General features: G+C 48.2%; 20 protein-coding genes and 1 pseudogene. 15 read left to right on the top strand and 6 right to left on the bottom strand.

All coding sequences use genetic code 11. The features are described 5' to 3' along the window. Positions 1–9: 9 nt before the first annotated feature. The 6 genes and pseudogenes from purD to NXS08_RS04945 form a co-directional block, all read left to right on the top strand. Positions 10–1,248 (top strand): annotated as a pseudogene (gene purD / locus NXS08_RS04970) (phosphoribosylamine--glycine ligase); the annotation flags it as partial. Between the two features lie 27 nt (positions 1,249–1,275). Continuing rightward, a complete protein-coding gene (locus NXS08_RS04965) occupies positions 1,276–2,196 on the top strand; it encodes a phosphoribosylaminoimidazolesuccinocarboxamide synthase (protein ID WP_259138051.1) in 921 nt (306 codons plus the stop codon). Positions 2,197–2,432: 236 nt separating this feature from the next. Beyond that, positions 2,433–4,292 (top strand): molecular chaperone DnaK, encoded by a 1,860-nt coding sequence (dnaK, locus tag NXS08_RS04960; RefSeq protein ID WP_259137969.1) that lies wholly within the window; start codon positions 2,433–2,435, stop codon positions 4,290–4,292. Between the two features lie 106 nt (positions 4,293–4,398). Next, positions 4,399–4,986 (top strand): nucleotide exchange factor GrpE, encoded by a 588-nt coding sequence (locus NXS08_RS04955; protein ID WP_259137966.1) that lies wholly within the window; start codon positions 4,399–4,401, stop codon positions 4,984–4,986. 63 nt (positions 4,987–5,049) lie between these two features. After that, positions 5,050–6,063, top strand: a complete 1,014-nt coding sequence (locus NXS08_RS04950) for a DnaJ C-terminal domain-containing protein (protein WP_259137963.1) — start codon at positions 5,050–5,052, stop codon at positions 6,061–6,063. Positions 6,064–6,180: 117 nt separating this feature from the next. Then, positions 6,181–6,639, top strand: coding sequence for a heat shock protein transcriptional repressor HspR (locus NXS08_RS04945; protein ID WP_259137961.1), 459 nt, complete (start codon positions 6,181–6,183; stop codon positions 6,637–6,639). 135 nt (positions 6,640–6,774) lie between these two features. On the opposite strand, the gene NXS08_RS04940 is transcribed toward NXS08_RS04945, so the two are convergent. Then, positions 6,775–7,479 carry an MgtC/SapB family protein gene (locus tag NXS08_RS04940; RefSeq protein ID WP_259137959.1) on the bottom strand — a complete coding sequence of 235 codons (705 nt, stop codon included), beginning with the start codon at positions 7,477–7,479 and terminating at the stop codon, positions 6,775–6,777. A gap of 367 nt (positions 7,480–7,846) precedes the next feature. Here NXS08_RS04940 and NXS08_RS04935 point away from each other — a divergent pair, with 367 nt between their 5' ends. Both NXS08_RS04935 and NXS08_RS04930 read left to right on the top strand, forming a co-directional pair. Beyond that, positions 7,847–8,737, top strand: coding sequence for a hypothetical protein (locus NXS08_RS04935; RefSeq protein WP_259138053.1), 891 nt, complete (start codon positions 7,847–7,849; stop codon positions 8,735–8,737). A 54-nt stretch (positions 8,738–8,791) separates the two neighbouring features. Beyond that, a complete protein-coding gene (locus tag NXS08_RS04930) occupies positions 8,792–11,158 on the top strand; it encodes a S9 family peptidase (protein ID WP_259137957.1) in 2,367 nt (788 codons plus the stop codon). Between the two features lie 146 nt (positions 11,159–11,304). Here NXS08_RS04930 and NXS08_RS04925 read toward each other — a convergent pair whose 3' ends face one another. From NXS08_RS04925 to NXS08_RS04915, 3 genes are read right to left on the bottom strand one after another with little or no spacing between them, the layout of a single operon-like run. Beyond that, complete coding sequence (locus tag NXS08_RS04925; protein WP_259137956.1) at positions 11,305–11,793, bottom strand: hypothetical protein; 489 nt, start codon at positions 11,791–11,793, stop codon at positions 11,305–11,307. Between the two features lie 10 nt (positions 11,794–11,803). Next, positions 11,804–13,909: an alpha/beta fold hydrolase gene (locus NXS08_RS04920; RefSeq protein WP_259137954.1), complete on the bottom strand. Its 2,106-nt coding sequence runs from the start codon at positions 13,907–13,909 to the stop codon at positions 11,804–11,806. Between the two features lie 12 nt (positions 13,910–13,921). Next, the gene (locus NXS08_RS04915; RefSeq protein WP_259137952.1) at positions 13,922–14,911 is read right to left on the bottom strand and encodes a hypothetical protein; all 990 of its coding nucleotides are present in this window, start codon (positions 14,909–14,911) and stop codon (positions 13,922–13,924) included. 296 nt (positions 14,912–15,207) lie between these two features. On the opposite strand from NXS08_RS04915, the gene nrdF reads away from it, so the two are divergent. From nrdF to clpB, 5 genes are all read left to right on the top strand, one after another. Beyond that, positions 15,208–16,179, top strand: coding sequence for a class 1b ribonucleoside-diphosphate reductase subunit beta (gene nrdF / locus NXS08_RS04910; RefSeq protein WP_259137950.1), 972 nt, complete (start codon positions 15,208–15,210; stop codon positions 16,177–16,179). A 120-nt stretch (positions 16,180–16,299) separates the two neighbouring features. Beyond that, on the top strand, positions 16,300–17,367 hold the full coding sequence (locus tag NXS08_RS04905) for a polysaccharide biosynthesis protein (RefSeq protein WP_259137947.1): 1,068 nt from the start codon (positions 16,300–16,302) through the stop codon (positions 17,365–17,367). Between the two features lie 7 nt (positions 17,368–17,374). Continuing rightward, positions 17,375–17,917 carry a low molecular weight protein-tyrosine-phosphatase gene (locus NXS08_RS04900; RefSeq protein WP_259137944.1) on the top strand — a complete coding sequence of 181 codons (543 nt, stop codon included), beginning with the start codon at positions 17,375–17,377 and terminating at the stop codon, positions 17,915–17,917. A 3-nt stretch (positions 17,918–17,920) separates the two neighbouring features. Then, on the top strand, positions 17,921–18,766 hold the full coding sequence (locus NXS08_RS04895) for a hemagglutinin (protein WP_259137942.1): 846 nt from the start codon (positions 17,921–17,923) through the stop codon (positions 18,764–18,766). 196 nt (positions 18,767–18,962) lie between these two features. Next, entirely contained in the window at positions 18,963–21,569 is a 2,607-nt protein-coding gene (gene clpB, locus NXS08_RS04890; protein WP_259137939.1) for an ATP-dependent chaperone ClpB, read from the top strand. A gap of 184 nt (positions 21,570–21,753) precedes the next feature. Here the strand turns inward: clpB and NXS08_RS04885 are convergent, their stop codons facing one another. Both NXS08_RS04885 and NXS08_RS04880 read right to left on the bottom strand, forming a co-directional pair. After that, positions 21,754–22,566, bottom strand: coding sequence for a serine hydrolase (locus tag NXS08_RS04885; RefSeq protein ID WP_259137937.1), 813 nt, complete (start codon positions 22,564–22,566; stop codon positions 21,754–21,756). Between the two features lie 93 nt (positions 22,567–22,659). After that, on the bottom strand, positions 22,660–23,427 hold the full coding sequence (locus tag NXS08_RS04880) for an exodeoxyribonuclease III (RefSeq protein ID WP_259137935.1): 768 nt from the start codon (positions 23,425–23,427) through the stop codon (positions 22,660–22,662). A 218-nt stretch (positions 23,428–23,645) separates the two neighbouring features. Here NXS08_RS04880 and NXS08_RS04875 point away from each other — a divergent pair, with 218 nt between their 5' ends. Together NXS08_RS04875 and pyrE are read left to right on the top strand one after the other, a co-directional pair. Next, positions 23,646–24,407: an SDR family oxidoreductase gene (locus NXS08_RS04875; protein ID WP_259137933.1), complete on the top strand. Its 762-nt coding sequence runs from the start codon at positions 23,646–23,648 to the stop codon at positions 24,405–24,407. Positions 24,408–24,625: 218 nt separating this feature from the next. Next, positions 24,626–25,192, top strand: coding sequence for an orotate phosphoribosyltransferase (gene pyrE, locus NXS08_RS04870; protein WP_259137931.1), 567 nt, complete (start codon positions 24,626–24,628; stop codon positions 25,190–25,192). Positions 25,193–25,225 lie beyond the last annotated feature (33 nt).

Raw genomic sequence — 25,225 nt, 5'->3', positions numbered from 1 at the left:
AGAGAAAAAATGAAAATTCTGCTGCTTGGATCCGGAGGGCGCGAACACGCCCTGGCTCGGGCAATCACCCAAAATGCTAATCACGAACTGTACTGCGCCCCCGGCAATCCCGGAACCAGGGCCCTGGGTACTAATCTAGAACTCAAGGAAACCGACCCGCAAGCAGTTTCCGCTTGGGCCCAAGAAAACCAAATCGACCTGGTAGTTATTGGCCCGGAAGCGCCTTTGGTTGCCGGCGTAGCAGATGCAGTGCGAGCCAGCGGAATTCCTGTTTTTGGCCCTAACCAAGATGCGGCGCAGCTAGAGGGATCAAAGTCGTTCGCAAAAGAAATCATGAATGCCGCGGGCGTGAAAACCGCTCGAGCTTACACCTGTTTAACTGAAGCTGAAGTGGAATCGGCTTTGGCTGATTTCGCACCCCCCTACGTTGTAAAAAATGATGGTTTGGCAGCTGGAAAGGGAGTGGTAGTTACCGAGGATTATGAAACTGCAAAACAGCACGCCCTTGATTGTATTAACGCTCCCGGCGGAGCTGTGGTGATTGAAGACTACTTAGATGGCCCAGAAGTTTCGCTCTTTTGTATTTCCGATGGAAAAACAGTTGTGCCCCTGCAACCGGCGCAGGATTTTAAACGAATCTTCGATTTCGACAAAGGCCCAAATACAGGAGGAATGGGGGCTTACTCTCCGCTTCCGTGGCTTCCAGAAGGATTCGTAGCGCAAGTTGTTACTGAGGTTGCTCAGCCGGTGATTGACACAATGGCGCAGCGAGGCACTCCTTTTGTTGGGTTACTTTATTGCGGTTTGGCGTGCACTTCAAAAGGGATTCAAGTTATCGAGTTTAACGCGCGCTTTGGCGATCCCGAAACACAGGTGGTGCTACCGCTGTTAGAGACGCCTTTAGCGGAAGTATTGTACGCGGCGGCCACAGGGAAGCTAGCGGAAATCCCCGCGCTACAGTGGTCTAACAAAGTTGGGGTAGGGGTGGTGATGGCTGCCGCTGGTTATCCGGGAACAGTTAGCGTCGGAGCGCAGATTTCCGGGGTAGAACAAGCCGTGCAACACTCGGATGTGCAGGTGGTTTTGGCGGGGGCGCGCGGAGACTACCCATCTAGTTTGGAAACTTCGGGTGGTCGAGTTTTTACAGTCTGTGCGCAGGCTGAAGATTTGCGGGCAGCTCGCGACCTGGCATATGAAGCAGTTGCAAAGATAAAGTTCGAGGGCGCCCAATATCGAACCGATATTGCTTTGAAGGCAATAAATGAAGAAATCACTGTGCCAGCACCTAAAAATGCGGAAACTGAAAAAGGTCCGAAGGTACGTCCTTTATCATTTCCGGTCTTAGAGCTTTCTGGTTGGACGCATATTTCACAGGGTAAAGTACGTGATTTATACGTAAATGACGCGGACGATTCCCTCTTATTAGTGGTAGCTTCGGATCGAATTTCTGCATACGATTTCGTGTTAGATACGGAGATTCCTGATAAGGGGAAAATTCTTACTCAACTTTCTGCCTGGTGGTTTGAGCAACTGGGAGTTGAAAATCACTTAGTTTCTCTGGACGTGCCAGCTGCAGTGGCTGGGCGGGCAATGATTTGTAAACGGCTTTCCATGTATCCAGTGGAATGTGTCGCTCGCGGGTATTTGACTGGTTCGGGGTTGAAAGAGTACCAGGCTAGTGGGAGAGTTTGTGAGGTTTCTTTACCGGAGGGGTTAAAGGAAGCGTCTTGTTTGGAAACACCGATTTTCACTCCCGCGGCGAAAGCTGAAGTGGGGGAACATGATGAGAATGTTTCTTTCGCTCATGTAGTTGAGATGGTGGGCGCTGAAGTGGCTGAGAGTTTGCGGGAAGCAACTTTAAGTATTTATAAACGGGCTGCGGAGATTGCGGCTGCGCGCGGGATTATTTTGGCTGATACTAAGTTTGAGTTTGGGACTGTAGGTGGAAAGTTGGTGTTAGCAGATGAGGTGCTAACACCGGATTCGTCTCGGTTTTGGGAAGCTGAACAATGGGTGGAAGGTCAGGTTACGCCCTCGTTTGATAAACAGTTTGTGCGCGATTGGTTGCTTTCTGCAGAGGCTGGTTGGGATCGGGTTTCTAATCCGCCGAGTTTGCCAGCAGAAGTAGTTGAAGCTACGCGAGCGCGGTATGTGGAAGCCTATGAGAGGCTGACGGGGCAGAAGTTTATAAGCTGAGTTTATTTTCTTCAAAAGGTACGTGCTTGGGTTTTTCTTTGGAATTGAGCGGAAAAACCCAAGCACGTACCTTTGTTTGTTGTGGGGGTTTGGGGAAGTAATGTGAAGTTGAGTAGGGTTTGCTCAACTTTCGGATTTTCAGGTTGACAGTTTTTGGTAGATGCGTAAACTTGAGTATGTGCAGCTCAAGAATGAAAAATTGAGCGAAAGAGACTCAAGATAATAGGAGGACAAACATGGGACGTGCAGTAGGCATTGACCTGGGAACCACCAACTCAGCAATCGCTACCCTCGAAGGTGGCGAACCAACTATCATCGCAAATGCAGAAGGTATGCGTACCACTCCTTCTGTAGTGGCGTTTTCCAAGACAGGTGAAGTCCTGGTAGGTGAAATTGCGAAACGTCAGGCAGTAACTAACGTTGATCGCACCATCATGTCAGTTAAGCGCCACATGGGCACTGACTGGTCCATGAACGTAGACGACAAAAAATACACTGCAGAAGAAATCTCTGCACGTATCCTCTCCAAGCTAAAGCGTGACGCCGAAGAATACCTAGGTGAACCAGTAACCGATGCGGTTATCACCGTTCCAGCTTACTTTAACGACGCAGAACGTCAGGCAACTAAAGACGCCGGCGCAGTTGCGGGGTTAAACGTAACCCGTATCGTAAACGAGCCAACCGCAGCAGCCTTAGCTTACGGCCTGGCAAAAGGTAAGCAGGATGAACTAATCCTGGTATTCGACCTAGGTGGCGGCACCTTTGACGTTTCCCTCCTGGAAATCGGCAAAGACGTTGAAGAAGGCTCCACTTTCTCCACCATCGAAGTACGAGCAACCTCTGGCGATAACCGCCTTGGTGGCGACGACTGGGACCGCGCTATCGTTAACTGGCTGGTAATCCAAGTAAAGGCAAAGACCGGAAACGACCTTTCTAAAGACCCAGTAGCAATGCAACGTCTGCGCGACGCAGCAGAACAAGCTAAGAAGGAACTTTCCTCCTCCACCTCCACCAACATTTCATTGCAGTACCTCACCATGGTTGATGGCGTGCCAGTACACTTGGACGAAACCTTAACCCGGGCAAAGTTCGAAGAAATGACCGCAGACCTGTTGGAACGAACCAAAGCTCCATTCCACGCAGTAATTCGTGACGCAGGTATTTCCGTAAGCGAAATCGACCACGTGATTTTAGTGGGCGGATCTACCCGCATGCCAGCAGTAGCTGAAGTTGTAAAGGAAATGACTGGCGGTAAAGAACCATCCAAGTCAGTTAATCCAGACGAAGTAGTAGCAATGGGCGCCGCCTTGCAAGCAGGCGTTATTCAGGGGGACCGTAAAGACGTTCTGCTGATCGACGTTACTCCACTTTCTTTGGGGATCGAAACTCAGGGTGGTTTCATGACCAAACTGATCGACCGTAACACTGCTATTCCTACTAAGTCCACGGAAATCTTCTCAACTGCTGAAGACAACCAGCCTTCCGTACTGATTCAGGTATACCAAGGTGAACGCGAGTTCGCACGCGACAATAAGCCACTGGGAACCTTCGAACTATCCGGAATCGCACCTGCTCCACGCGGAGTTCCCCAGATTGAAGTTACCTTCGATATTGACGCCAACGGCATCGTTCACGTATCCGCTAAAGACCTGGGTACCGGCAAGGAACAATCAATGACCATCACCGGAGGATCAGGACTTTCCAAGGACGAAATCGACCGCATGGTTAAAGAAGCAGAAGTACACGCAGAAGAAGATAAGAAGCGTCGTGAAGAAGCTGAACTGCGCAACACCGCAGAACAAACCGTTTACGCCATTGAAAAAGTGCTTAAAGATGAAGCAGACAAGATCTCAGACGAAACCGCAACCGCAGTTAAAGCTGACATTGATTCATTGAAAGAAGCCCTGGCAGGAGACGACTCTGCACAGGTTCGCGCAGCACTGGATAAACTCAACCAATCTAGCTTAAAGATCGGTCAAGAAGTCTACGCAGCTTCCCAAGCTGAACAAGCAGCAGCAGGTGAAACCGCACCGGAAACACCCGCAGAAGATGACGTAATCGACGCAGAAATCGTTGATGACGAAGAAACTAAGTGATTAAGTTCAACAGAACCTAAAAACTACAGCTCGTGGGGGCGGAATAACTCCGCCCCCACGAGTGCAAAACTAGATAGCACGCTGATTTAAGAAGTAGGTTGTATCCGTGGAAAATAATCCCCAAAACCCGGAAGAAGAAATCACCCCAGTTGAAGAAACCGAAGGTGAAGACATCGCGCATTTAGCAGAACAACTGGCCGACGTAGAAATTCCCGAAGCAGAACCCACGGTAGAACAACGTCTTGAAGCACTTGAGCAAGAAAATGCGCAACTACATGATGATCTAGCGCGCGCCCGAGCAGACCTATACAACCTAGACCAGCAATACAATAACTACGTTCGACGCTCAAAAGCAGATCAAACTAACGCTAAAGCAGCTGGTAAAGCCGAAGTAATCGAAGCGCTACTACCCGTCTTAGACGATATTGAAGCAGCCCGCGCCGCTGGAGAGCTTGAATCGGGGCCCTTTGCTGCGATCGCCACCAAATTTGAACAGCTTTTAGAAAACCGCTACCAATTTGCTCGCTTTGGAACTAATGGAGACACCTTTGACCCACAGTTCCACGAAGCAGTTATGGCCACACCCTCTTCAGAAGTTGAAGTAGAAACCGTCCAACAAGTAATCCAAAGCGGCTACCAACTCGGAGAAACTACTATTCGCCCAGCGAAAGTAATCGTAGCTAACCCACAGTAGTTCACGCAGACACAAAACTAACTTAAAAACAGAACCGTTTTTAAGTGCCTTGAGGAGAAGATAATGGCGACACAAGACTGGTTAGAAAAAGACTTCTACAAGGTTTTGGGCGTATCTAAAGATGCGGACGAAGCCACTATCAAGAAAGCCTACCGGAAACTAGCACGAAACAATCATCCGGATAAAAATCCCGGCGACAAAAAAGCCGAAGAACGTTTCAAAGCAGTTGGCGAAGCCTACAAAGTTCTTTCCGATCCAAAACAACGCCAAGAATACGACCAAATTCGCACTTTAGGTGCAAGCGGCTTCGGCGGTTTCAAAGGAGGTGGCTTCAACGGGTTCGCTGGCGCAGGAGGAAGCTCTAACCCGTTCTTCCAAACGGGACAGTTCGGACAAAATGGGGGACAAGCCCATTTCTCAGGAAACTTTGGCGGTCTTGAAGATCTATTAAGTGGTCTGTTCGGAGGAGGTTCAGGAACCGGATTTGCCGGAGGGTCCCCACAAAATGCTGGGTATACCACTGCTAAACCAGCGAAAGGTGCTGACTTAGCGACCTCGGCAAAATTGACTTTCCGCCAAGCCGCCGAAGGAGCCACAGTCCGCTTAACTGTAGAAGGGCAAACTTACACCGTGCGAATCCCCGCGGGAGTTAGTGACGGGAAGAAACTACGTTTAGCAGGCAAAGGGCGCCCCGGAAAAAACGGAGGACCTGCCGGAGATTTGGTAGTGAGTATCACCGTTGAACCGCACCCGGTATACAGCATCACTCCACAAGGATTGCAAATGAAACTGCCAATTTCTTTGCCAGAAGCAGTCCGGGGAGCACAAATTCAAGTGCCGATGCTAAGCGGAGAAAAGATAACCGTGAAAATTCCGGCCGGTTCCGTCAGCGGGAAACGCCTGCGGGTTCGCCAGCAGGGCTTGGAAGTAAAAGGTAAACGCGGTGACTTGCTGATTGAACTGGAAGTACAGACTCCGCCGGAGCACTCCCCAGCAGCATTAGAAGCGCTGGATACCTATGCTTCAGCCATAGCAGATTGGGATCCGCGAGCCGGCTTATCAGGGACTCTTGACTAGGGCGCTCATGGCGAGGGCGCTCATAACCGGAACACTCATGGTAAGGGCACTCTTGACTGGGAAGCACAGTAAACTCCTAAACTAGAGACAAACACTTTCTAACGATTCGAGTAAAGTATGACTACTTTCGTAATATCAGTTGCAGCGGAACTGGCAGGAATGCACCCGCAAACCCTCCGGCAATATGACCGTTTAGGGATCGTCATTCCAGCGCGAACGAAAGGTAAAGGACGCCGTTACTCAACCCGTGACGTAGAGCGACTAAGGGAAGTGCAAAGACTCTCCCAGGACGAGGGGATTAATCTAGAAGGAATCCGACGGATCCTACAACTGCAGGCAAAACTAGAAGCCGCTACAGATGAACTGGCCCAGTTAAAGGCCGAAAACGCCTTACTACAAGCGAAATTGGAATTGCTTGAAGAACGTCGGACACGCGTATTTGCCGCGTCTTCCACCGGTGACGTGGTGACGGTGAAACGAGGCAGCCGAGTCCGCGCTGAAGCGCCGGGTACGGAACTGATTCCAGCCAATCACTTGCAGGCACTAAAAGTGCTGAGACATTTGGGCATTATCTGAGTTTGTTCGTGCATAAAAATGGACTTTGTCACACCGACGTAAATGGCATTGTATGATACGAAATTTCGTTTATATAATAAACTTGGAAATCGCGGTGGAAGCCTCCTCTCCCAGGGAGTTCACCGCGATTTTATTTTAATCAAGATCATTACGATCCACCTGATCCACCGCATTTACTCGAGAAATCGTAGTAATCGCGTTGATTAATTCAGTCTGCGGATAAGGCCCTTCAAATTTCATTACCACCCGCGTTCCAGTCCCTTCTTCAGTTTCAATCTGCGAAGTAGAAGTAACCGCCGCTTTATACCCCTGCGCAGAAGCAACGGAAAGGATCTGCCGCATCACCCCATACCCGGACTCATATTCAATAATTGTATGTATGTTTCGATTGATATGCGGAAGCCGGTTTAAGACAGGTCCAACTACAAAAATAGCCAGATAGTGAAGAACCAGAGCGAAAATTGCCAAATGGAACATTCCCGCCCCGCAGGCCACTCCGAGGGCGGCTGAGAGCCAAACCGTAGCCGCGGTAGTTAAACCTCTGACAGTGTCATTATTTACGAAAATAACCCCAGCTCCAATAAAACCGATGCCAGAAACAATCTGCGCTGCGATTCGCGCTGGGTCGGTAGAAATAGTTGCACTTTCCAAATGTGCAAACCCGTAAGCAGAAACCAACGTGAAAAGACAGGCTCCCACGCCAACTAAAACATGGGTTTTCACCCCGGCATTCTTATGGTGAACATGGCGTTCAACTCCCAACAGCGAACAGAGGATAAAGCAGATCGTGAGAGAAAGAAGCTGCTGCGTGATTGGGGAAAGTTCAGTGAAGCCAAACATGAAATCATCCTAAAACTAAAGAGTTAGAACTGTGGCGGGAATGTCTTAAATGTATGTTACGCCCAAACCGGGAAGAGAAAGTAAATTTAGAACAGCTTGTCCCTACATATACAGATAATTTCCACGATCCGAAGGTACGTGCTTAGAGTCCAACAAAAATTATCCTTAAGATACCATTTGGTTTCGCACTGACCGGGTTAAAACGAGTTTTCCTAGCGCCCTAGGAAAGAAAAATTCCGAGGGCGAACATCAGATGTAAAACGTGAGAATAAAGCGTTTTCAAGCTCTAATAACCGGTCGCAGACCTAGCCGACAACGTTTTAACTCGGTATCATGTAAGAGAGACCTACAATGTAAGGATAAAGATATGTCTGAACAGAATCCTTGGGGAATTAATCAACCCGAGAATGAAGCTCCAGCACAACCGCAAATTGACGAATTTGGAAATCCAATTCCGCCGCAGCAGCCGATTGTACCTGAACAACCCGCTGCGTCGCAACAGCCGGTTATGCCTGAGCAACCCGCTGCGCCGCAACAGCCAGTTGCTGCGCCCCAACCACAGTACGGCGCCTACGCACCACAGCCACAAGCAGGTGGTTACGAACAGGCTCCAGCTCAACCGCAGTACGGTGCCTACGCACCACAACCAGCGGACCAGTATGGAGCACCAACTAACCCAGCAGAACAGCCGACACAAACTTCCTATGGGATGCCTCTACAGGCAGCCGGATACGGTGAAAAACCAGCCTCTGGTCCAAGCAAAACAAAGCCGATAGTAATGATCGTCATGGGCTTAGTTATGATGTTTGTTCTGGCTCCAATCATCTTCTTCGGTGGCATCGGAATTGGCTTCGCTCAAAACTTCGGCCTGACGAACAAGACTGAAGTTGTCGTTGGAAACATCCCAAACGTACAAGTGATCGTTAATGGACCAAGCTCAGACACTGCGATATGTGGCTTAGTCGGTGCAGACGGAATTGTTGATCTATACCCCAGAGGTAACGGCCAATTCGATAATCCAAATGTGCCTGCCGGAACCTACCAGGTGGCTTGTGACAATGTCACCGCCGCAGATAGGGTGATTGCTTTTTCTGGTGATGAAGCAGTACAGATGCTCTTGAACGGAACCGCACTTGCCGGTTTAATAATCTCTACTATCGTTGGAATCATCGGCATTATCCTACTGATTGTAGGAATCGTGAAGCTAGTGAAAGTCAATAAGCAACGCAGATTACAAGCTAACCCATACGGTTGGTGATTTCTACTCTTTCAATAGAGAAAAGATATAAAGTGTTCCCACCTCCATTTGGAGGTGGGAACACTTTATACGCTGGAAAGACAAGCAAAATTCCAGATTGTTATCATTAACAACAAAGGTACATCATTAGAGAAACTAGAAAGAACCTCAATGCTCATCACCCAAACTCCCCAAGGGCCCATCGCCGAAAAAGGCGACCACGTACGCAGATTTCACACAAAACCAGAAACCGACCCTTGGAAATGGCTGGACGTAAACCCAAACGACGCTAACTATGAAACCGTACAGAAGCTAGTCGCCCTCGAAAATGAACACGCAAACGCCGTGCTTGAACCAACCCGCCCCCTCCGCGAAAAAATCGTTGCTGAAATTCGCAGCCACACGCAAGAAACAGATGTGAGTGCGCCGGTGAAAAACGGCGAATACTGGTACTTCACCCGCACCTTCGCCGGGGTAGATTACCCGCTCTTAGCGCGAGTAAAAAGCAAGGAAGTACCTTCACTTAACGTAGAAAACCCACACCCCGGTGAAGAAACAATCCTAAACCAAGCTAAACGAGCCAGTGGAAAACCCTTCTACAACGTCGCCAACCAAACTATCGACGCAGACAAAAACCGGTTCATCTGGGGAGAAGACACCACCGGAGGAGAACTCTTCGACCTCTACGTCATGGATTTAGACACCAAAGAAATCATCGACGAAACAGTGAAACAAGTTGCCTACTCAATCGCCGTAGTTGACGAAGACATTTACTATACGCGAGTTGATGAAGCCTGGCGCTCATTCCAAATCTGGGTACATCGCATCGGTACAGACGCGACAGAAGACCAACTGGTTTTAGAAGAACCCGACGAAAAATTTGAAATTGGAGTAACCAAATCGCGGGACAAACAGTGGATAATCATCAGTGCTTACGCTACTCTCAGCACCCGACACTGGCTGATCCCCGCAGATGGGAAACGGCATCAGCCACGTATGTTTACACTTCCGGCAGAAGGGCTCCGCTACAGTATTGAACCCGCCGGAGACCACATTCTAATCGCGCACAATCAGCTAACTCCAGATGAATCACTGGCTTTAGTGGCCGCCCCTTCACACGAAAAATTCGAAGGTACATCATTAGAAAAACCCCTGTGCCCTTCTGAAACCTGGATTGAGCACTGGCCGCTGGTAGCTAATGAGCGGCTTTTGGAAATCCACGCTTTTGAAAGTTTTGTCGCTTTTGGAATGCGCGCTAACGGGCAAACAGCGATCCGCATTTGGAAACGCGTCGATGGGCGAAATAATAGTCAAAAACAGGCTCAAAACAGTAATGACGTACCTTTAGATGAGGCGCAGTTGCGGGGCATTTACGCCCAGCCAACTGATATTGCTTGGCCCTTAGAAGTGCGCCTACTGGAAATCAGCGCAAACCCAGAATGGGAAAGCGACCGGCTCCGCTTCACCATTGAATCTTTCGCCCAGCCCATCATCTATGCCGACTATCATGTGCACCGGCAGGTAACTGACGGGAAGCAGACGATCCCCCAAATAGCAACAGAAAGTCCCGAGGGCGCTAATATAACCATCATTAAAGAACTCAAAGTCCCCGGTTTTAAGCCAGCAGAATATAAAACACGTTTGGAATGGGTAGAAGGCCGTGACGGCACAAAAATCCCCGTATCAATGGTGTACCGTGCGGATCTGGAAGCAGACGGAACCAATCCTGGGCTAGTTTACGGATACGGCTCCTATGAAGTGAGTTTAGAACCCTGGTTTTCAGTCAATCGCCTCAGTTTACTTAATCGCGGAGTAGTCTATGCGATGGCTCATGTTCGCGGCGGCGGAGAACTGGGAAGAAACTGGTATGAACAAGGGAAATTCGCGGAAAAAACAAATACATTCAATGATTTCGTTGATGTTTCTAAATGGATGATTTCCAGCGGCTGGGTTGCCGCGGGAAGATTAGCGGCACAAGGCGGCTCTGCCGGTGGCTTACTGATGGGGGCAATAGCAAATCAAGCTCCAGAGCTTTACACCGTGGTTAACGCACAAGTACCCTTCGTGGATGCGCTTAACACGATTCTAGACCCCAGTAAGCCACTTACCACAGGTGAATGGGACGAATGGGGAAACCCAATAGAGGACCCACACATCTATAAGGTGATGCGCGCCTACACACCTTATGAAAACGTGCAACCAACCACGTACCCAACGATAATTGCGGAAACAAGTTTGAACGACATTCGTGTTTCATACGTGGAACCACTTAAATGGGTACAGCGTCTAAGGGACGTAAGTAAAGTAAAAACAGAAAATCCCGTAATCTGCCTAATCGAAGAAATCGCCGGGCACGCCGGAGGATCCGGCCGATCAAAGAAATGGGACGAATACTCAAGATCGTTAGCATTTATCCTCTATAAACTAGGAATTCAAAAGTAGCTAACCACAAATTCCCAAAGGTACGTGGTTGCAATAAAAATGCAACCACGTACCTACATTAGTGCAGAAACCGAACCTAAAAATAAGAGAACCCCGATAGGTATAAACGTTAAAAAACCTATCGGGGCGCCCTCGGAAAAAGAAAACTAAGCAGAAACTTCGCTGTAGAGACTGTCACCCACCAGCTTTGCACCAGCAGCAGCTAAACCAGCCAACACCAGAGCCTGCTTAGTATGCGCAAACCGGCTTCCCAAAGCACGCTTGCGCTCTGCCCGCTGGAAAAGGAACTTCTCAAACGCAATAGCCGCTCCCAAAGACGCAACCAAGACCGCGCCACCAACAAGCAAAATACGCTCTTTTGGCCAGTCAGAAACCAGCTTCTCTGTGGCCGCTTCAAACTGAGACACCTGCGCGGCAGTAGCATCTAAATGCAACTCATGCCAGAAAAGACCAGCAGTTAATTTTGACTTAATCAAAAAACGCAAAACCTTACTGCGACAAAAATCTGGCAGGGCATACCAAGCAAACGTTGTACCAGTCCAAACCAACAGGTAAGAGGCCTTAGGATTATTCTCAGACCAAACATGCGCTGAAACTAAAGCGTCCTTGCCGCTTTCAAGAAAACTCGACATCATCACTCCAAATCTATTCAAAAGCTAAAGAAGACAAACGCTCAAAAATACGCGCGCCATCCATTCGTAAACCATCATGCTGGAACTCATTCGTCACCCACGTGCGAACTTTTGCTAGCTCGGCAGTGCGCAAGGAAAGCTCAGTAGGAACAAACATATCTTCAAAGTAAACCGCTGCGGCAGCGGGAACCTCAGAAGAAGCCAACATACCCTCATCGTACAACACTGGCCAGGCAGTTTCCTTAGCAAGCAAATCTGCAACTTCTTTTAACGGTTTTAACGCGAAATCTTCCTCAAAAAGCCACGGATAAATATGCTCCCCCGTCAAATAAACAGGAGTAGAAAGATCACGCGGGTCAGGATTAAAAGCAAACCCCTCAGGAATCTTTGACCCCACTTGCTCTAATAAACGCCAAGCCCCCCAGTTAGTTGCAGTTCCCGAAAGTGATGCAAGCGCCCCCGCATAGATTGTTTCATGCATCAGCGCATACAAAGGAGAATCTCCCATCGAAACTTCCCTATACACCGAATCAAGGAACTGCTTACTTAAACGCTTCTCACCATTAACCGTAGAGAAAGGAGCTTCAAAGAAATAATGAAGCCGATCAAAACCGGACTGGCCACCTAAAAGAAGACCTAACATTCTCAAACGCCCTGCAGAAAGAACTTCGCCATTGGGAAGTTTTTCTTCATGAGACTGTAAATGCGCAATCAAATCACGTAAAACGCGTTCATCCTGCTGGAAACGCGAAAAGTAAACCTTATTCCGCTCCGCCGTTGCAAGGTACGTCCTTGTGTAAATCTCATCAATACTAGTTAAACCAGGCAAACCGCCCGTAAAGAAAACCGCTTCTAAAGCCTCAGGATAAAGCGACAAATACGTAGTATTGATGAAACCACCATAAGACTGGCCTAAACTAACCCACGACTTACCCCCATTAAAGCGGGCGCGGACCAGCTCAGCGTCTTTGACAATCGAATCAGCTCGGAAAAACTTCAGATAATTCGCAGCTTCTGGCGCGGTTCTAAACGTCGATAACGTATCTTCGTCAAGGCGCGTGGAAAGCCCCGTACCCCGCTGATCAAGTAAAAGCACACGGTACTTCTTTAGTGCTTCACCAATCCAGCCGGAACGATAATCTCCGGGGCGAGGACCTCTTCCTCCGGGGCCACCTTGCATATAAATCAAAGCGGGTTTTTTAATATCCCCCAGCTCACCATCGCAAATCTCACGCACAAATAAAGTGATTTGCGTTCCGTTAGGATCTGCATGGTCTAAAGGAACAGTCAGAAAATGATCTGCCACATTGAGACCACGTACCTTATAGGTGTTCACTGATTCAGCTCCTATTCTTTCGCTAGAAATAACGGTTTTGGAAGGCGCAGTTTTCGCGGATTCTTCCACGAGCGCGGGGTTTTCAGTGTTTCCCTGTGTTTCTTTAGGCGGTACTGAGCTGGGGAGGGAGGAGTTTTCAACAGAACCTAAAGTGGAACCTGAAAGGGAACTTGAAGTGGAAAAAGAAAACAGATCCATTTCTGCTTGCGCTGCAGTCTTCGCATTACTGCTCTTTGGTGCAGTTTGAGCAGGGGAAGTATGCTCTGCAGCAAAGTCTATGGACGTACCTTCAGAGTTTGTTGGGTAAGCACGTACCTTAGAAAGATTTAAACCGGGGCCGCTTTCAACGGGGGAACTTTCCTTATATGCGGAGGCAGCAGCACGAGCTTTTTTATCAACAAACTCATTCAAAGCATGGCCACTGTGTCCCTTAACCCACTCCCAGGTAACTACACGACCTTGCAAAAGCTCATCAATCTGTTTAATTAACTCAACATTTAGTACGGCAGAACCATCAGCCTTTTTCCACCCCTTACGTTTCCAACCGTAAATCCACTTCGTAAAAGTATTAATAACGTATTGTGAATCAGCCAAAATATGTAGGGGCTCATTTACCTCAGCTGTGGCTTGCAACAAATCCAAAACAGCGTAAAGCTCACCAATATTATTCGTCCCATGCGCAAACCCTCCGGCACGCCAAGAACTTTCATCAATCGCCCACGCCCATCCAGTAGGGCCGGGATTTTTTAAGGCAGAACCATCTGCAGCGGCAATAATAGTCATGCATTCATCATGTCACAAAACCCGTGGAACATTCATCGTGCCCGGTGGGAAGAATCTACTTAAAGACATGAACTTGGCGTCCTCGGATAAATCTTTCCAACTAAACCGCACCACATGAGGAATAACCCGGCGAATGAAACTTTCCCGCCGTTTTTCAGCTAAACGAACTTTTCCCGCCGCATCATTTTGATATTTTATGTCACCATCAACTTCAGCGAATACCCCAAATTTAAGCCAAGCTGCATCGACAAAAAATACACGCCCATCGATAACCACGAGCTTTTGTTGCACCGGAGTAGGAAAACCACGCAAGAAAAGCTGTGCTTTAAAACGGCTTTCCGCAGCAGAATCACTCCACGGGCCAATAAAATCTAAGCGACCTAGGATTCTTTTACGCGCATACGGGTAGCCTTTGTTTAACACCAACGCGCGTAGTTTTCTTTTTAACTTTAATGCAGCTTCTTCAACTTCTTTGCGTTTCCACTTATTATCTCCGCAGAGTTTTCTAAATAGGCTTTCTGCCCCAACGAATGCCCTTTCAGTATCTTTTAAGGACAGGTATTCCAAAATCAAGTATTCAGGTTTTAACGTTGGGACGCCCTGCACAAGAGTATAAGCTTCTTTAGGTAAATGATTGCGGCGGATTCGATGCACGGTAGAAGCCTGCAGGTCGCGAATGAAAGCTCCTACCCGTGTTTTCCTTCTTTGATGATTCGCCCGAAAAGTTAAGTAGACTTCAACATTAAAGTCTAAAACTTCAGTTTCATATAAGAGACTGGCGGACTCTAAAGTAGCGTATGTGTGTGGCCCTGAGTTTCCGATAGTTTCTCTTAGACGAGCTAAGTGGATTATTCTATTTCGTTCCCACAGTTGGGTGGGTAAAAATAGTACACACCATCGGCGGGAAACAATTTTTGGTGGAGTTGGCGGGCTGGGAAGTGATTTTAGGAGCTTATTTAACGCGATATGCGCCGTGGAAATTAAAGAAAAAGTTGCTTGCATATCTTTTGTTTACTAAAAAATGTGTTTTAACGCCGCAGTCTGTTTCAGAAACTGTGGATAATTTGCTTACAAATTGGCATGTGGACAGTTAGGTATTCTCCGAGGGCGTACCTTGGGACGCAGTTTCCACCAAAGGTACGTTGTTGTACCTAAAGCCAGTTTTTAAGGCTAAAGTGTATTTTCTACCAAAGGTACGTGTTTGTAGATTATTAGATAGTCTCACGATCAGGTGTCCAGCACTTAAAACAGCGGCTGCGTAGATATACTTTAATCAACAAGGAAAAAGGAGTTGACTCATGCTGCATCATGAAGGAAAGCACGTTTTTGAAGCTATTAACTGGAATAAGCTTGAAGATGAAAAAGATTTAGAGGTGTGGGATCGGCTAACCGGTAATTTCTGGTTGCCAGAAAAAATTCCTTTGTCGAATGACATTCCTTCATGGAATACTCTGCGGCCCGAAGAACAGGATATGACCAATAAGGTATTCACTAACTTGACTTTGTTAGATACCTTGCAAGGGACTGTAGGGGCAATCTCGTTAATTCCAGATGCGCGGACTCCGCATGAAGAAGCTGTTTTGACGAACATTGCTTTTATGGAATCAGTCCATGCTCGTTCCTATTCTTCTATTTTTTCTACTTTGCTTTCTACCCAGGAAATTAACGAAGTTTTCCGTTGGTCTGAAGAAAACGAGCAAGTGCAGAAGAAAGCTGAGATTGTTAATTCCTATTATGTGGCGGATGATCCGTTGAAGAAGAAAATTGCTTCGACGATGCTGGAGTCTTTCCTTTTCTACTCTGGTTTTTATGCGCCTATGTACTGGTCTTCACACGCGAAACTGACAAATACTGCGGATTTGATTCGTTTAATTATTCGTGACGAAGCAGTGCACGGATACTACATTGGTTACAAGTACCAGTTAGGGCTGCGTGAATCTAGCCCAGAGCGTCAGGCAGAATTGAAAGAGTACACTTTCGATTTGTTAGATGAGCTTTACGATAATGAAGAAAAGTTCACTGAAGATCTTTACGATCCACTGGGATTAACTGAGGATGTTAAAAAGTTCTTGCGTTATAACGCGAATAAGGCGCTGATGAATCTTGGCTATGAAGCGCTTTTCCCACCGGAAGCTTGTGATGTTAATCCAGCGATTTTAGCGTCCTTGTCTCCAAATGCTGATGAGAATCACGATTTCTTCTCTGGGTCTGGTTCTTCTTATGTGATTGGTGATATTGAAGAGACTGAAGATGAAGACTGGGATTTCTAGTAGGTAAAGTTTCTTAGGCAGCTGGCGCTCTATATGGGGTGGCCAGCTGTTTTATAACGGATTAGAAAATGTAAGGTTTGTAGCGTTTTTCGTCTGTTTTGAAGGTACGTGCTTGTGTTAATGAGTGGGGAAATGGATTTAGCTTTTCTTAAAGATAGGCGGATATTGATTACTGGCGCAGGTGGAAGCGTTGGTAGGCAATTGGCGCGGAAACTATTTTCCTTAGGGTGTGAGCAACTTGTCTTATTAGATAGAGATGGTTCGCATTTGCACACTTTAGAGCTGGAGCTTTTGGGAACCGGCTTGCTTTCGGATGAGCGTTTTGTGCTTGCTGATATTCGCGATAGGGAGGCTTTAGCGGAGGTTTTCGCTAAGTATGTACCTTCGGTGGTGATCCACGCGGCAGCGCTTAAACACGTGCCTCTCTTGGAGCGTTTTCCCGCTGAAGCGTGGAAAACAAACGTATTGGGGACGGTGCATTTGCTTTCGTTGGCTAAGGCTTTTAACGTAGGTACGTTCTTGCATATTTCAACTGATAAAGCTGCCGATCCGACCACGGTTTTGGGAAAATCCAAGCATTTGGCTGAGCGGTTAGTTACCACAGCTGGGTTGGGGCAAGGCTTTGAGGTTGCTGCAGGCGGCTGGGAGATTCAAAAGACAGATCCCCATCCTAAGAAAGAAGCTGGAAGGACTTTTTCCGAGGGCGCACAGCAAACGATTTCGTCTCATGCGGGCGGTGTTCGTTCTTCATCCCTAAGGTACGTCAATGTGCGTTTTGGAAATGTGGTGGGTTCACGCGGTTCAGTTTCTGAGACGTTTAAGTTTCAAATTGAAAGGGGCTTGCCTTTGACGATCACTACAGAAGAAGCAAGCAGGTTTTTGATGTCTTTAGAAGAAGCTTGCGAACTGGTGCTTTTATCTATTGGGAAGGCACGAAATGGGCAGACTGCCGTGTTAAAAATGGGGCAGGAAGTTCCTGTGGTGAAATTGGCTGAGCAGGTGATGGATGAAATGGGCGTTGATGTACCTTTAGTTTTTACGGGGCCGCGTAGGGGAGATAAGACTCGTGAAGTGCTGGTAGGAGCTGCGGAAGTGGTGGTGTCTGAGAGTGAACGGTGTTGGTTTATTAAGGGACAACCTTTAGATGTAGGTGGCGTTAGTTTTAATGAGGTTTTGTTAGAAAGGTGATTTGGCGATGACGTACCGTGTGATGATGGTGTGTACTGGGAATATTTGCCGTTCTGTGATGGCGCAGATTGTACTTAACGAGCATTTGCAAAAAGCTGGTCTTGAAGTTGAGGTTGTTTCTTCGGGAATTTCTGCTGAAGAGCAGGGGAATCCGATTGATTATCGAGCGCAACGCACGTTGAAAAACGCAGGGTACGTGCTTCCAGAACACAGTGCAAAGCAGCTTTCTGGGGAAGATTTACTTTCGTGTGACTTGATTTTGGCAATGACGTACCGTCATTTTCAAGCGGTGGAGGGTTTGGCAAACCGTTTTCGTGTTCCTTTGGTGGATGAGGGTGGTTTTAGTAGGTTGGTTATGTTTCGAGCTTTTGATCCGCAGGGAGGTTTGGGGGCGCCCTCGGGAAATGAAGTAGTTGTTTCTGAGCGGGTTTTGGACGTTCCTGACCCTTGGTATGGTGACCAAGCGGATTTTGAAGAGACGTTAGCGACGATTGAGAGAAGCGTGCCAGCTTTGTTAGCTGAGATTAAAGTGCGTTTGGAACAGCAGTAGGTTATGCGTTTTAAGAATGTACTTAAAGTGCTGCTTTTTGCGGGGCTGGGGGTGGCTTGTTATTTTGCGTATTCTCATCTTTATGAGCAGATGCAAAAGGAATTTGCGCATTTTAATTTGCCTGCTGAGGGTGGGCAGAGTGCGCCGCGAACTCCGCAGTTAAAGTTGGCGGGGTTTAATCCGGGGAATTTAATTTCTGACGCAGAGTTTTTTAATGCGGATGCGATGAGCGAATCGCAAGTACGTACCTTTATTCAAGAGTGGAATAAGGGGTGTGTGGGGAATGGTGATGTTCCTTGTTTGGCGGATTTTTCGGTGCGGGTGGACCCGCGTCCGGCGAGCCAGTACTGTCCTTATCCGTTGGCGGGTGGATATTTGGATGCTGCGGGCGTGATTTATCAGGTTTCGCAGGCGTGCCAGGTGAACCCGCAGGTGTTGTTGGTTACTTTACAAAAAGAGCAGGGATTGCTGACTGCGTCGGGGCGGAAACTGACTTCGGAGCGTTATCAGATTGCGATGGGTTACGGGTGTCCGGACAGTGCGAAGTGTGATGAGCAGTTTTATGGGTTTGAGAATCAAGTTTATGGGGCGGCGCAGCAGTTTCAGCGTTACCGGTTGCGCCCGCAGCTTTATGCGGTGAAGGCTGAGCAAGAGAATTTGCTTTATTTTCACCCAGATCGTGCGTGTGGTTCTCGGCCGGTGTGGGTGGAGAATCAGGCTACGGCAGGTTTGTATAACTACACGCCTTATCAGCCGAGTGACCTGACTTTATCTGGGGTTAGTGAGGCTTGTTCAACTTGGGGAAATTTGAATTTTTACGGGTTGTATCAGGCGTGGTTTAAACCGTAAGGCTTGGTTTTTTGCGGTTTTGCAGTTTCGAGGCAAGGTACGTGCTTGCATTTTTTCGAGGGCGTTAATCGCTGTTTATTACAAGACAAACAAAGTTGAGCGTAGTAGACTAAACCTATAAAGTTGAGTCAGATACGCTCAAGGTTACTGTTTTTAACCAAGCACGTACCTTGAAACAAAAGAAAGCAGAACCAAAATGCAACTAACCAACCGCCTCCAACAAGCCCTCAGTAACGCGATACAACACGCCAACGCCGCCAAAAACCCCACCGTCGAACCACTCCACCTCCTAAACGCCATTTTAGAAGACACCGACGGCATCGCCGTAAGCCTTCTAAACGCCAGCGGAGCAGACCTAAAAACCATCGGCAGCCAAACACGTACCGCCCTCGTGAATCTCCCTGCCAGCAGCGGAACCACTACCCGCGAAGCCCAAACCAGCAAAGCAATCGTAAAAACCCTCAACAAATCCCAAGAATACGCTGAAAAACGTGGAGACGAATACGTCTCCACCGAACACGTACTTATCGCCCTCGCCCAACCACAAGTAAGCGAACAAACCGCGAAAATACTGGCAAATGCCAACGTAAACGAAACAAAACTAACCCAAACCCTGGACACCCTAAGGACGCAACCAGTGACCACCCCAGACCCAGAAGGCACCTTCGAAACCCTCAAAAAATACGGACGCGACTTAACCGAAGTCGCCCGCAACGGAAAACTCGACCCAGTTATCGGACGCGACGAAGAAATCCGCCGCGTTGTACAAGTCCTCTCCCGCCGCACCAAAAACAACCCCGTCCTAATCGGCGAACCCGGAGTAGGAAAAACCGCCGTAGTAGAAGGCCTAGCACAACGCATTATCACCGGTGACGTACCTACCTCGCTAAAAGGCAAACGACTAATCGCCCTAGACATAGCCTCCATGGTAGCGGGCGCAAAATACCGCGGAGAATTTGAAGAACGCCTCAAAGCCGTCCTCGCCGAAATCTCCGCCGCCGAAGGAGAAATCATCACCTTCATTGACGAACTCCACACCGTAGTTGGAGCCGGAGGTGGATCCGAGGGCGCCATGGACGCCGGAAATATGCTCAAACCAATGCTCGCTCGCGGAGAACTACGCCTAGTCGGCGCAACCACCCTAGACGAATACCGCGAAAACATTGAAAAAGACCCCGCCTTAGAACGCCGCTTCCAGCAAGTATTCGTAGGCGAACCAAGTGTCGAAGACACCATCGCAATCCTCCGAGGAATCGCCCCTAAATACGAAGCACACCACAAAATCACCATCACAGACAGCGCCCTCATCGCTGCCGCGCAACTTTCTGACCGCTATATTAGCGGACGGAAATTGCCGGATAAAGCAATCGACCTGATTGATGAGGCAGCCTCACGTTTGCGCATGGAGCTAGACTCTTCCCCTGTAGAAATCGACGCGCTTCAACGCCAAGTCGATCGCCTAAAAATGGAACAATCCTACTTGAAGGAAGAAGAAAACCCTGACGCTTCAGGAACTGCCCAACTTGAGAAAGTAACTGCCGAACTAGCGGACAAAACCCAGCGCCTAAACGAGCTAACCCTCCAATGGGAAGCTGAAAAACAAGGACGAAACCAAGTTGGTGAACTCCGCGTGAAACTAGATGAGTTACACACCCAGCTTGAACTCGCTATCCGAGCTGGCAAATGGGAAGAAGCAGGACGCCTACAAAACGGCGAAATTCCCGCGGTAGAAGCCGCCATTGCCGAAGCAGAAAACAAATCAACGACCACCCCCACCGAAGGTACATCATTACCAACTCAACTGGTAGCTGACCGCGTCGGAGCAGCCGAGATTGCAGAAGTAATCGAATCCTGGACGGGGATCCCCACCGGAAAAATGTTGCAAGGAGAAAGTCAAAAACTTATTGAAATGGAAGCCAATCTGGGCAAACGACTAATCGGACAACGAGCTGCCGTCACCGCTGTTTCTGACGCGGTTCGGCGTTCACGCGCCGGCGTAGCAGATCCCAACCGACCCACCGGATCCTTCCTCTTCCTAGGCCCAACCGGAGTGGGTAAGACAGAACTTGCCAAAGCCTTAGCGGATTTCCTTTTCGATAACGAACGGGCAATCGTGCGGATCGACATGAGTGAATACTCAGAAAAGCATGCCGTAGCCCGGTTGGTGGGAGCTCCTCCCGGGTACGTCGGTTACGAAGAAGGCGGGCAACTAACCGAAGCTGTGCGCCGACGCCCCTATTCCGTGGTGCTCCTTGACGAGGTCGAAAAAGCTCACCCGGAAGTCTTTAACATTTTGCTCCAAGTTTTAGACGACGGGCGTTTAACAGATGGACAAGGGCGCATAGTAGACTTCCGCAATACCATCATCGTCTTAACCTCAAACCTGGGATCGCAGTACCTCACCCAAGGTACATCAATGCAAAACCCAGCAGAAACTCAAGCGAAAATCATGGATATTGTACGCGCTTCATTCAAACCCGAGTTTCTCAACCGGCTTGATGAAATCATTATCTTCAGCCCCCTCACCAAAGCTGAACTTAGTCAGATCGTTGACCTGCAAGTAGCTGAATTTAGCCGTCGCTTGGAAAACCGTCGGATTCAACTAGAGATTTCCGATTCAGCGAAACAATGGCTCACTGAAAACGGATATGACCCAGTATACGGAGCTCGCCCACTGCGACGCCTAGTACAAAAAGAAGTTGCCGACAAACTCGCTAAGCTAATCCTTTCCGGTAGCGTTAATGACGGCGACCATGTGAAAGTTGACGAAAATGAAGGAGAACTAACCGTCACAGTTCACTAACCGAAATACTAATATTACTTTTTTGGGGGGCGGCTCGATAAGAGTCGCCCCCCAAAATTCTTTATTAAAGATAAGGACGTACCTTTAAAGTGGGGACGTACCTATAAATCCTGGACGTACCTTTTAAGATGAGGACGTACCTTCGCCCTCGGAAATAATCGCAACCGAAAAACCCTAAATTTCTTTAACCAAAGTTAGAAATCAACCAATCATTCAACTGCTGCCAATGCGTTTTATGCCAATCCCCCGTTGGTTCAGCACCTAAAAAGGCCGCTCCAAAACCACTTTCTGGAGCCACCCACAAAAAAGAACCTGCTAAACCAAAATGACCAAAAGTAGCATCCTCGGACAAAGACGGAAACCAAGTGTGTTCTTTCCGCGCCCGAATCTCCATCGCCAAACCCCACTGATTATCCGCATAGTGACCAAACCCTGGAGTCACCCCACGCAACCCCGGCCACTGCACAGAAGCAGCCTCTTGCGCCAAAGAATCAGAAATCAACTGCGGCACCAACAACTCTTGCCCAAAACGAACCAAATCACGGACCGAACCACGCCCCGCATGAGCAGCCGAACCATCCACATAAGAATCTTGCAACAAAAGCGGGGCAACAACCTGCTCATCTAACCAATCGCCAAAAGGTACGTCAATACGTTTTTCGAGCCACTGCGCCGCCACATCAATCGCATAATTTGAATAAATCCTTTTCGCCCCAACCTCAGCAGCGCGCTTCGCAGACGCGAAAGAAACCCCCGAAACATGAGCTAAAAGCTGCCGTAAAGAAGTAGGACGCGCCGGCTCACCCACCAAAATCGAATCATCTAAATCAATCAGACCATGTTCCACGGCAACTAAAAAAGCTCGCGAAGCCAAAAGCTTAGTGACCGAAGCAAAAGCAAACTCAGAACCCAAATCTCCCGCGGAAAAGCGAATCCCATCCGCGTCAAAAAACGCTACAGAAAAAGGAAAAGCGGCAGTTAATGAACTGGGAATCATCGGCTACTCCAAAACACAACTAAGGTACGTGCTTAACTAATTTAACAAGGACGTACCTTGCTCGAAAATACAAGGACGTACCCTAAAAACTAGTTAAACCGCGAAATCAACGATTACAGGCACGTGGTCAGAAGCGCCTTTACCCTTTCGCTCATCACGATCAATCTGCGCATCCAATAAAGTTGCAGTTAAAGCAGGGGAAGCGTAGACAAAATCAATCCGCATTCCCTCATTCTTCGGAAAACGGAGCTTTTGATAATCCCAGTAAGTGTAGTTATCAACCCGATCGCGAGTAACTTCCGTCATCCCAATCTCAGCAAAAGCGCGGAAAGCTTCCCGCTCAGGTAAAGAAACGTGAGTAGCGCCCTCGAAAGCTTGCATATCCCACACATCGTGATCAAAAGGCGCCACATTCCAGTCGCCAACTAAAGCAACTTTCTTATCACCCATGGAATCAACCATATAATCACGTAATGCAGTTAGCCATTCCAACTTATAAACATAATGCGGATGGTTCAACTCCCGACCATTGGGAACATAAAGACTCCACACATCAACCCCACCGCAGGTAGCTCCCAGAGCGCGAGCTTCTAAAACCCCCTCATAAGTAGGCTGTCCGGGGAAACCAATTTGCACGTTCTCAAGCCCCACGCGAGAAGCAATTCCCACGCCGTTCCACTGATTCAATCCCACCATTTCAACTTCGTAACCGGCTTCCAAAAAGCGGTCGTAAGGAAACTGCTCAGGCTTACATTTCAACTCTTGCATGGCCAGAACATCAATATCCCAGCGTTTAAGTACATCAATTACCCGATCGATCCGGGTACGGATAGAGTTCACATTCCAAGTCACTATTCTCATAGCTTAAACTTACCGCAAAAGTAGAATCCACCCAACACAAGCAGAAGCATCCATTACTTAAGCAGCAAAGAACGTACCTTGCCTTCAAAACCCAAGGACGTACCCTACCTCCAAAAACCCAAGGATGTACCCCACCTCCAAAAACCCAAGGATGTACCTTGCCTCCAAAAAATCTGTCACTCTATGCGTTAGAGATAAAACCATTTAGGCTAGTAACTATGGGTATTGCATTAGTTACCGGCGCAAGTTCCGGTTTAGGAGAAGAATATTGCTGGCAATTAGCCGCTTCAGGACATGATCTGGTGGTGGTTGCTCGCCGTGAAGAAGTGCTTAACCGTTTAGCAGAGAAAATCCGTAACTACACGGGAGTGAAAGTGGAAGTTATGGCTGCTGACTTAGGGAAAGCGAAAGATCGAGCAAGGGTTTGTGAACGTCTTACCGACACTAGTCGCCCGGTGGGATTGTTGGTAAATAATGCGGGTTATGGGAAGGATGTGACTTTTTTAGAATCATCTTTCAAGACAGAAAAAACTGCGTTAGATGTGATGGTTACGGCGGTGATGGAGTTGTCGCACGCGGCGGCGCGGACAATGGTTGCTCGGGGAAGAGGCGCGATTTTGAATGTTTCTTCTGTGGCTTCTGATACTGGTATGGGAACTTATTCAGCGCATAAAGCGTGGGTACGTGCTTTTACAGAAGGGCTGGCGGTAGAGCTGAAAGGCTCGGGGGTGACAGCTACGGCAGTTATGCCGGGATTGGTTGCAACTGCTTTCCATGAGCGTTCTGGTTATGATACTTCGAATGTGTTTTCATTTGCGTGGATTAAAGCTGATGAGGTGGTAGGGCAGTCTTTGCAGGCAGTGCGGGCTGGTCGGGTTCTGGTGACTCCTACTTTGCGTTATAAGTTGTCTACAACAGTTACGAAGTTAGCTCCGCGCTGGCTGGTGAGGGAAGTTACTTCTCGTTTGCCTCATGTTTAAGCGTTCCGAAGGGGCCTTTGTGAAACTACTGTGAGTGGTAGGGGGGCGAGTGGCGTTTCGTTTTACCGCAAGGTACGTCATTGCGTTTTTCTTCCACTTTCACCTGAAGGTACATCATCATGTTTTTCTTCTTCTTTGAGATATGTAGTTTGTGAGAATCGAGCTCAGATTGTGGTGATGATGTACCTTACGGTGAGTGCGTTCGATAGACTGGGGTTATGATTAATGATCCTCGCAAAGCCCGTTTGGCTGAACTTGTTAAAGAACACGCTGTTATCCATGAGAAGGTTACTTTGGCTTCAGGTTTGGAATCTGATTTTTATGTTGATATGCGCCGGGTAACTTTACATCATGAGGCTGCTCCGTTGATTGGGCACGTGATGTTGGACTTGTTGGAAGATAATGATTTAGCCCCGTATGATTTTGATGCGGTAGGTGGTTTAACTATGGGTGCTGACCCGGTTGCTACGGCTATTTTGCATGCGGCGGCTTCACGTGGGTTAGCTGTTGATGCGTTTGTGGTGCGTAAGGCGGCGAAAGATCATGGTATGAAACGCCAGATTGAGGGTCCTTCGGTGACGGGGCGTCGGGTAGTTGTTTTAGAAGATACTTCTACTACGGGTGGTTCTCCGTTGGAAGCGGCTGCAGCGTTGGAGGCTGCGGGGGCGATTATTGAGGCGGTTGCTGTGGTGGTTGATCGTGATACGGGAGCTAAGGAAAAGATTGAAGCGGCTGGTTATAAGTATTTGGCTGCGTTAAGTTTGAGCGATATTGGTTTAGTTTAGGTTGGTTTAGTTTAGTTTAGTTTTCATATTTTT

The organism is Gleimia sp. 6138-11-ORH1, assembly GCF_024814355.1.
In the GTDB taxonomy this organism is placed as follows: Bacteria; Actinomycetota; Actinomycetes; order Actinomycetales; family Actinomycetaceae; genus Gleimia.
This window is presented reverse-complemented; position numbering and strand designations above follow the sequence as displayed.